At 56.4% G+C, this 9,005-nt stretch carries 9 protein-coding genes; 5 read left to right on the top strand and 4 right to left on the bottom strand.

The features are described 5' to 3' along the window. Positions 1–472: 472 nt before the first annotated feature. Positions 473–736, bottom strand: a complete 264-nt coding sequence (gene rpsT, locus ROLI_RS22080) for a 30S ribosomal protein S20 (RefSeq protein ID WP_187431718.1) — start codon at positions 734–736, stop codon at positions 473–475. Positions 737–1,295: 559 nt separating this feature from the next. On the opposite strand from rpsT, the gene ROLI_RS22075 reads away from it, so the two are divergent. Together ROLI_RS22075 and ROLI_RS22070 are read left to right on the top strand one after the other, a co-directional pair. Beyond that, the gene (locus ROLI_RS22075) at positions 1,296–1,436 is read left to right on the top strand and encodes a transposase domain-containing protein (protein WP_262386645.1); all 141 of its coding nucleotides are present in this window, start codon (positions 1,296–1,298) and stop codon (positions 1,434–1,436) included. A 338-nt stretch (positions 1,437–1,774) separates the two neighbouring features. Then, positions 1,775–2,992: a methyl-accepting chemotaxis protein gene (locus tag ROLI_RS22070; protein ID WP_187431716.1), complete on the top strand. Its 1,218-nt coding sequence runs from the start codon at positions 1,775–1,777 to the stop codon at positions 2,990–2,992. A gap of 54 nt (positions 2,993–3,046) precedes the next feature. Here the strand turns inward: ROLI_RS22070 and ROLI_RS22065 are convergent, their stop codons facing one another. Both ROLI_RS22065 and mutM read right to left on the bottom strand, forming a co-directional pair. Further along, positions 3,047–3,823 carry an enoyl-CoA hydratase gene (locus tag ROLI_RS22065; RefSeq protein ID WP_187431715.1) on the bottom strand — a complete coding sequence of 259 codons (777 nt, stop codon included), beginning with the start codon at positions 3,821–3,823 and terminating at the stop codon, positions 3,047–3,049. Between the two features lie 64 nt (positions 3,824–3,887). After that, positions 3,888–4,739 carry a bifunctional DNA-formamidopyrimidine glycosylase/DNA-(apurinic or apyrimidinic site) lyase gene (gene mutM / locus ROLI_RS22060; RefSeq protein WP_187431726.1) on the bottom strand — a complete coding sequence of 284 codons (852 nt, stop codon included), beginning with the start codon at positions 4,737–4,739 and terminating at the stop codon, positions 3,888–3,890. Positions 4,740–4,826: 87 nt separating this feature from the next. Here mutM and ubiE point away from each other — a divergent pair, with 87 nt between their 5' ends. Together ubiE and ubiB are read left to right on the top strand one after the other, a co-directional pair. Beyond that, positions 4,827–5,579 (top strand): bifunctional demethylmenaquinone methyltransferase/2-methoxy-6-polyprenyl-1,4-benzoquinol methylase UbiE, encoded by a 753-nt coding sequence (gene ubiE / locus ROLI_RS22055; protein WP_187431714.1) that lies wholly within the window; start codon positions 4,827–4,829, stop codon positions 5,577–5,579. Position 5,580: 1 nt separating this feature from the next. Further along, the gene (gene ubiB, locus ROLI_RS22050; RefSeq protein WP_187431713.1) at positions 5,581–7,125 is read left to right on the top strand and encodes a 2-polyprenylphenol 6-hydroxylase; all 1,545 of its coding nucleotides are present in this window, start codon (positions 5,581–5,583) and stop codon (positions 7,123–7,125) included. Here ubiB and ROLI_RS22045 read toward each other — a convergent pair whose 3' ends face one another. Then, on the bottom strand, positions 7,126–8,304 hold the full coding sequence (locus ROLI_RS22045) for an acetyl-CoA C-acyltransferase family protein (protein ID WP_338469217.1): 1,179 nt from the start codon (positions 8,302–8,304) through the stop codon (positions 7,126–7,128). It lies immediately after the preceding gene. A gap of 122 nt (positions 8,305–8,426) precedes the next feature. On the opposite strand from ROLI_RS22045, the gene ROLI_RS22040 reads away from it, so the two are divergent. Continuing rightward, entirely contained in the window at positions 8,427–8,993 is a 567-nt protein-coding gene (locus tag ROLI_RS22040) for a helix-turn-helix domain-containing protein (protein WP_187431711.1), read from the top strand. Positions 8,994–9,005 lie beyond the last annotated feature (12 nt).

Below are 9,005 nucleotides of genomic sequence, written 5' to 3'. Positions count from 1 at the left end.
TTTGGGGTGCAAGACCTCGATTTCCCTTAGCCCACAGGAAGCGTTTCCCGCCCCATACAGAGAACGGAATGCCACCCACCGACATTTACAGGTTAGGCAAAGACCGACAAAAGAGTTCCCTTTCAAAAGGGTGAAACCTCATGTCAGACAGCACCGTCCGTATTTACTATGACAGGGCAAAACGCTGTTTTGGCAACGCTTGCAGACTGATTGTGCTGTGATGTCACAGCACACAGTTCCTTTCGTCATTGAGACCCACAGCAGTGTGAGATTGACGATCGGAGCCTGTCTCCCCATGGCGAAAATGAATCGCTTTACACTGGTAACAACTTCGCTGGTGGCACGGCAACTGAACTTCATTCTTGACTCTGATTTTTAAAAAAAGAATCTCTGAGCAAGCGAAAAGAGTCTCATAAAAACAAAAAAGCGCCCCAGAGCGGAGCGCTTTTGTTCGTCAGTGTCAGAGGTGGTCTTAGCCGAGTGCCTTCACCCGTGACGCCAGACGCGACACTTTTCGTGACGCTGTATTCTTGTGAAATACGCCTTTTGTAACCCCACGCATCAATTCGGGTTGCGCCGCTTTCAGGGCGGCGCTGGCTGCATCCTTGTCACCGGAGGCAATCGCCTCCTCGACCTTGCGCAGGAAGGTGCGGATGCGTGAACGGCGGGCTTTGTTGATTTGGAAACGGGTCTCGTTCTGGCGGGCGCGTTTCTTGGCTTGTGGCGAATTGGCCATGTTTGCTTAACCTTTTATCGGATCAATGTATCATTTTGTTGCGCAATACAGACCAACCCGGTTGGAACCCGATTAAAGGTGATTCTAGCCAAAGCGGGCTGCACGCGCATGTCTGCGGCGGTCTATAGAGATATTCGCCTGGTTTGCAAACTGCAATTCGTCCCGCACCGGGACATGGTTCCTGAAATGCACCAATGGAAAAATCCGATGCTGCGCGTGTTACGTTTATCGTCAGCGCTGCTTAGCTCCCCTTTTGGTGCGGCGTGTATACAGAGAGTATGTTCCTCATGGAATTGGGGAGTTTTATGGTCAGTGCGGACAAAAATGGCAACGATGTTCACCTGATGGCCTAAAGCTCGGATTGTGACTGAGACGCTGATTGACGGGGCGAGAGTCAAGAGCGTTGCCCGCCGTCCTGGCATGTTGAAAGCAACGTAACGATCCGACGGGATGCGCACAGGGTCAACGAGATCGCGGCTGCGCTGTGACCCACCCGATCTACTTGCAACGGAAAAACGTGCCCTGCGCCGGTCACGATGCCGCTGCCCAGAACCGAGCGATGATCGCGTCGCTCAGTGAAACGTGCAAACTGAACCAAATCGAGCCGCATACCCACCTACCCCGCGTTTTAACAGCCACCGTCAAGGGTCCTGAACAAAAGGATATCGGCCAGCTGATACCCTGGAGCCCCAAAGGCTGAAGCAATGCTTGCGATGAACTGCCTGTGTGATCGAATTCCGGCAGTCTTGGGCTTCAGAATCCACATTGCATTAGCAATCTATTCAGATCTGTAGCGACTATAGCGTCCTGCGCTCTGAAGCGGTGATTTCTGCATTCTGCCGACCCCACATCGTGTGAACAGGTGAACACAAAGAACGATGGGCGATGTCGCGCGGGTTGCGGCTCTGTCATTTCAGCCCAAAACAAAACCAGCTGCGTGTATGCCGGCGTAGACGGGATCCATAGAACGACTTACGCCGCACTTTAAAATATCGCGTACAACGCTAAGTTACGTCTTGTCCAAGATAAGGTGCCCCCATGATTGATCAAAACAGCCCGTCAATTGGTCGATTTGACAAATCTTTCTTGGTTCACATGATCAGGGACTTCTTTGTCGTTCTCGTCATCGTCACGGCTGTGGAATTTTCACTGAAAGCTGGGCTGGTTTACTACAATTACCATTTCAACGGTGCCGAAGAAGCCGAGGCGGTCGCGGAAGACCTCGCTGACAACGTCATATCCATCATGCGTAACGAAGGGGGACCGGTTGCCGCCCGTACCATGTACCCGATCCTCGAAGAAAACTGGTCTAATCTGGGCTATGCGATTGCCATCGAACCCGCGCCCGTCACGGTGCGCTCCATTGAGGAGGGGTTCGATTTCACACCGCGCGGTATCCCGGCGGATAACTGGCCGGAGGGGCGCTTTAAGACGCACCAGATCGACATCGTTGCCGAAGATTTCTGTTTGGCCTGTCACTATCAGGCATCGGTCGGGGAGGTGCTTGGCACAGTGATCGTGCGCAATTATCTCTATCGGGATTTTGCAATCTGGTTCAAGGATGTGCAGCTGTCGGGGATTCTTGCGACGGGTAAAATCCTGCTCCATTCCTTGCTGCTCTTCCTCATCTTGCGCGCACGGATGGAGCCGCTTTTGGAATTGCGATCCGTGGTGAGCAATCTTGCGCGGGCTTACGGGCGGCTGGATCACCGCGCCGAAATCCATACCTCAGATGAATTTGGCGTCCTGGCGCGTGACCTCAATCTGTTTCTGGACCGCATCACCGGGATCGTTTCGGAACTCGACACGGTATTGAGTAAGGTGGTGGTGGCGAATGACGATATTATTGCGGTGCAGGGCAATTTGCGTGAGACCGTGGATGATGTCGTGACCGGCGTGCGCCAGTTAGAACGAAACGCAATGCTGAGTGCAAAGCGGGAGCCACGGCTGTCAAATGAGTGGTTTGATGCGGTGCGCCATTCGATTGCCGCTCTGGACGAAAAGCTAAAGAAGGTTGATGATACGACGGATGCCGCGGAGCTTCTGGAGACATTGCGACAGGTGGTGTCAAATGCCGAAGCCCAGACACAGACCAGCGAGGCGATTTACACGAAGCTGGCCGATCTGGGAGATCAGAGCGAGACCCTGAAAGCCTCGACCCTGGAAATGACCCGGCTGGAAGAGCGTTTGAAAGGCATCATCGAAACCTGTGGCACTCTTGTCAGAAGGCTCAAACCCGGCGATGCCAAGAAGTAGGCGGCGAGCTTTATTGCGCCCCCCCTCGGGCAAAGAAAACCGCATGCAGGTCACCTATTTATCGCGAAATTGTGCCTCGCGCTTTTCCAGAAACGCCGACATGCCTTCGGATTGATCTTCGGTCGCAAAGAGCGCGTGGAACATGCGCCGCTCAAACAGCAGACCTTCGCGCAGGGGCACCTCATAGGCGCGGTTGACGGCCTCTTTGACGACCATCACGGAGATCATGGATTTCTCTGCAATCTTCTGGGCCGCGCTCTGCGCTTCCTCCAGCAGCTTTTTGCACGGCACGACACGGGAGGCGAGACCGGAGCGTTCTGCCTCTTCGGCATCCATGAAGCGACCCGTAAGGTTCATGTCCATCGCCTTGGATTTGCCCACGATTCGGGTCAGGCGCTGCGTGCCGCCAATGCCCGCCACCACGCCGAGGTTAATTTCCGGTTGTCCGAATTTGGCAGTTTCCGAACAAATAATGAAATCACACATCATCGCCAACTCGCAACCGCCACCGAGCGCGTAACCCGACACGGCCGCGATGATCGGTTTGCGGATGCGCATGATCTGTTCGGTTTCGGGCGTAAACAGATCACCGGAAAACGCCTCGACGAAACTCTTGTCTTTCATCATCGCAATATCGGCACCGGCGGCGAAGGCTTTTTCCGACCCCGTGATGATGATGCACCGCACTTTTTCATTGTCCTGCGCCGCACTCAGCGCATCGGCGAGTTCCTTCATCAATTCGTCATTCAGGGCGTTCAGGGCATCTGGCCGGTTCAGCGTGATCTGGGCCACATGGTTCTCTACATCAACGATGATCGTTTCATAGGCCATTAAAGAAGCTCTCGATTGTTGTCTGGAAATTCGAGTCAATACCACCTGCTTGGCAAGGTTCAAGTTATCTTTGGCATTGCGCACAGTAGAAAGACGACCGACCCGATTGAACGATTCGGCTAATTTGTGCGGTGCAGTCCGGGGTGCGACAAGGCTCCCCCTCGCGTCCGTAGACATCAAAGCTGTGCTGGAAATATCCAAGCTCTCCATCGGCTTGGCGGAAATCACGCAGTGATGATCCGCCCGCCAGAATTGCGTCGGATAATACATCTCGGATGATCAGTACGAGGCTTGCGACCTTGGGTTTGGACAGTTTTCCAGCCTTTTGGGTAGGCCGTATTTTTGCACGGAAAAGCGCCTCACAGACGTAAATATTCCCTAACCCGGCGATCAAACGTTGATCAAGCAGCGCGGATTTGACCGGACTCATCTTGCCTTTGAAGGCGGCAATCAGATGCGCCTCATGGAAATCATTGCCCAGAGGTTCCGGACCAAGCACCGCCAAAAATTTATGCGCATCTGCCGTTGCCGTTTCCATCAGGTCCATCGCGCCAAAGCGGCGCGGATCGTTGAATGTGATGCGCGCACCGTTCTCCATATGAAACACCACATGGTCGTGTTTTTCCGGAGCGGGGTGGTTATGCGCAAATTTTCCAAGCGGATCGCCCGACACCATCATGCGCCCGGACATGCCCAGATGCACCAGCAGCGTTTCGCCCGAAGACAGGTCCATCAGGATATATTTGGAGCGTCGCCGTAGCCTTTCGACCCGCTTGCCCGTGAGCCGCGTGGCCATATCGACAGGAAACGGCCAGCGCAGATCGTGGCGGTTTACATCCGCCTGCGTAATCACGAAACCTTCCATGGCGGGGGTCAATCCGCGCCGAACGGTCTCGACTTCCGGCAGTTCCGGCATATTCATCCCCTGTGACCAAAGGGCCGCATTGTGCATAGCCCCAAGAGCTCTATAACAAGCCCTGAAGCGCAAGGACCACAAGAGCTGATGACCGATCAAAACGACAAAACCACACACTTTGGGTTTGAAACCGTGCCAGAGGGCGAAAAGGCCGGACGGGTGCGGGGCGTATTCAGTTCCGTGGCCAGCAAATATGACATCATGAATGATGTAATGTCGGGCGGCGTGCACCGGTTGTGGAAAGACGCGATGATGGATTGGCTCGCGCCGCGCGCGGGTCAGAAACTGTTGGATGTCGCCGGAGGGACGGGCGATATATCGTTTCGTTTCCTGAAACGCGCCGGGTCGGGCCATGCCACGGTGCTCGATCTGACCGAGCCGATGCTGATCGAGGGGCGCAAGCGTGCCGAGGCCGAGCAGATGCAGGATAGCCTCGATTGGGTCGTCGGGGATGCCATGGCGCTGCCGTTTGAGGACAACAGCTTTGACGTTTACACCATCAGTTTCGGCATTCGGAACGTGACCCGCCCGCAGGAGGCCTTGAACGAGGCCTACCGGGTGCTGCGTCCGGGCGGGCGGTTGATGGTGCTGGAGTTCAGCCAGTTGCCCAATGCGATGATGCAAAAGGCCTATGATCTTTACAGCTTCAACGTGATCCCGCGCATGGGCCAGGTGATTGCGAATGACCGCGACAGTTACCAATACCTTGTGGAATCCATCCGCAATTTCCCGGATCAGGAAACGTTTTTGCAAATGGTGCGCGATGCTGGGTTCGGCAATGCAAAATATCGTAATATGACGATGGGTGTGGCGGCGCTGCATTCTGGCTGGAAACTCTGATATGCGCGGCCCGCACAATATCTGGCGGCTGATCCGCACCGGTGCCACTCTGGAGCGCACTGGGGCAATGAACGTGGTGTTGGATGCCTTCGAGGCCCCCCCGGCGCTGCGGTTTGTCGCGCGCGCTCTGGGCTTGCCGTTCAAATTTCTGGGGTATGCGGGCGATCCGTCGATGCCGCCCGCGACACGGGCGTTGACCGCTTTGGGGCCTGCCTATATCAAGTTCGGGCAAATCCTGTCGACGCGACCAGATGTGGTGGGGGATGAACTCGCGATCCAATTGCGGGTGTTGCAGGACAAGCTGCCACCCTTCTCGGTGGAAGAGGCCAAGGCGGCAGTGCAAAGCGAACTTGGGCTGCCCGTCGATCAGATATTTTCGGATTTCAGCGAACCCGTCGCCGCCGCCTCCATCGCGCAGGTGCATCAGGCAACGATTGCGGAAAGCCAAGAAAAGGTGGCGGTCAAAGTGCTGCGTCCCGGAATCGAAAAAGCCTTCCGCAAGGACGTCGATGCGTTTTATCTGGCCGCCCGCATGGTGGAGATTTTCTCGCCTGGTTCGCGTCGTTTGCGCCCCATGGAGGTCATTGAACACTTTGATGGCGTTGTGCGGGGCGAATTGGATTTACGGCTGGAATCCTCGGCGGCCTCGGAGTTTGCCGCCAACACCAAAAACGACGAAGGCTTCCAACTGCCCGCGATTAAATGGGAATATTCCGCGCGCCGGGTGATGACGCTGGAATGGGCGGATGGTGCGCCGATGGGCGATAACGCCGCGATTGATGCGGCGGGTCACAATCGGATCGAACTTGGTGACCGGGTGTTACAGTTGTTTTTGCAACATGCTCTGCGAGACGGCTATTTCCACGCGGATATGCATCAGGGCAACCTCAAGGTTGCGCAAAACGGCAATATCATCGCCTATGATTTCGGGATCATGGGCCATATCGATGAATACACCCGCCGGGTTTATGCAGAGATCCTTTTCGGTTTCATCCGCAAAGATTATAAACGCGTGGCAGAGGTGCATTTCGAGGCGGGTTATGTGCCTGCGGATAAGGATGTCGATGAATTCGCACGGGCATTGCGTGCGGTTGGGGAGCCGATCTTTGGCATGGACGCCAATCGCATTTCCATGGCGCGACTGCTGAGCTACCTATTCGAGGTCACCGAGCGTTTCGGCATGGAAACCCGGACCGAATTGATCCTGCTGCAACGCACGATGGTGGTGGTCGAAGGCGTCGCGCGCTCGCTTAATCCACAGATCAACATCTGGCAGGTCGCCAGCCCGATTGTAACCGACTACATCTCCAAATCCATCGGCCCCAAGGCGGTCTTGACCGATCTCGCGAGCACCGCACGCGTCATTGCGCGTTTTGGCCCGCGCCTGCCTGGAATGGTCGAGGCCGCTTTGATCAAGCAGAACAACCCGGTTCCGCCGGTGCCAAACCATCGTTTGCTGGAACGCATTTTTCTGGCCGTGGTGTTGGGTATTTCGGTGGGGATCGGGGGTGCTTTATGCCTGATTATTGTGGATATGACGCTCTAATCACATCCGCTCAATGGCCAGCGCGATGCCCTGCCCGCCGCCGATGCACATGGTAATGAGGGCTTTGGACCCGTTGATCCGCTCCAACTCATAAAGCGCCTTGATGGTGATGATGGCACCGGTTGCGCCCACCGGGTGGCCCAGTGCAATCGCCCCACCGTTCGGGTTCACCTTGGAGGGGTCAAGCCCAAGTGCGCGGCTCACCGCCAGAGCCTGTGCGGCGAAGGCCTCGTTACTTTCGATCACGTCGAAATCCGCGACACTCAGCCCGGTCCGGTGCAGCAGGTTTTCCACTGCCGGGACAGGTCCTATGCCCATGACCTCGGGGCGCACGCCTGCGTGGGCATATCCCAGAATCCGCGCCCTCGGCCTTAATCCGGCTTTCTCAGCTGCCTCCGCCGTGGCCAGCACAAGTGCTGCGGCACCGTCATTAATGCCACTGGCATTGCCCGCCGTGACGGACCCATCCTTTTGGAATACCGGGCGCAGACCGGCCAAAGCGTCCTGTGTGGTGCCTTTTGGGTGTTCATCGACATCGAATGCGACGGTGTCGCGTTTTACACGCACATCGACCGGGACGATTTGGCTGGCGAAACGTCGCGCCGCGATGGCTTCAGCTGCGCGGGTCTGACTCTGAAGCGCAAAACTGTCTTGATCTGCACGGCTGATCCCATGTTCGCTGGCGACGTTTTCCGCCGTAACGCCCATATGCCCGGTGCCAAACGGGCAATTCAGCGCGCCCAGCATCATGTCCAATGTGCGCACATCACCCATTTTCGCGCCCCAGCGTTGATCCGGTATGATGAAAGGGGACCGGGTCATGTTCTCGGCGCCTCCCGCCAATCCGAAATCCGCATCCCCCAGCATCAGGGATTGCATGACAGAGACAATCGCCTGAACGCCGGACCCGCACAGACGGTTCACATTCATCGCGGGTACCGTGTCGGGAACACCTGCCTGCATCGCTGCGACACGGCTGAGGTACATGTCATGCGGTTCAGTATTGATCACATGGCCGAAGGCAACATGACCGATTTTTGTGCCATCCACGCCAGACCGCTCCAGCGCCGCTTTGGCTACGATTGTGGCGAGCGCAATAGGGGGCGTCGCCGCGAGCGATCCACCAAATGCCCCGATTGCGGTACGCGCGCCATCCAGAATAACGATCTCTTTGGTCATGGTGATCTCCCTCTACTGCCTGTTCGGACTATCTTGGCCCATCGCGGGGATGTCAGCAACGACGTCCTGTAGAACCACAATATCAATTGACAGAATCCTGCATATCGGCGACATCATCCAAGATGACGGAAGCCGATACCGATATTCTAACGCAACTCCCTGCGCGGCTCAAAGAGGCGCGGCGCAGCCAGGGTTTGTCACTTGATGCCGTTGCCAAATTATCCGGGGTGTCACGCTCCATGGTCAGCCAGATCGAACGCGGCGAGAGCAGCCCGACAATCGCAACGCTTTGGAACCTGACCCGCGCCTTGCAGGTCGATTTCGCGGGTCTTTTGGACGGTGCGCCCAAAGCGGCGCAGATCGAAACCTTGCGCGCGGCTGAGGTCCCAACCATTGATAATTTGGGGTCCGGCTGCCGCATCCGTATCCTGTCGCCGCCCGAGGAGGCCGGCAAACATGAAGTTTATGAGTTGAGCATTGCGCAGGGCGGGCTGCTAGACAGCCAGCCACATGCACGGGGCGCGCGGGAACATCTGACGGTGATTTCCGGTCGCCTGACGATCATGAGCGGTGATGTTTCCACTTCGTTGGAAACGGGCGACACCGCACGATACGCAGCGGATGTACCGCATAGGATTACTGCGGAAGGTGGCGAGGTGCGCGCGTTTCTGGTGGTCCAGGACGCCTGATATCCGATATAT

This window comes from Roseobacter fucihabitans (genome assembly GCF_014337925.2).
In the GTDB taxonomy this organism is placed as follows: domain Bacteria; phylum Pseudomonadota; class Alphaproteobacteria; order Rhodobacterales; family Rhodobacteraceae; genus Roseobacter; species Roseobacter fucihabitans.
The sequence above is the reverse complement of the archived record's forward strand: the minus strand, read 5'-3'. Positions and strand labels throughout refer to the sequence as shown.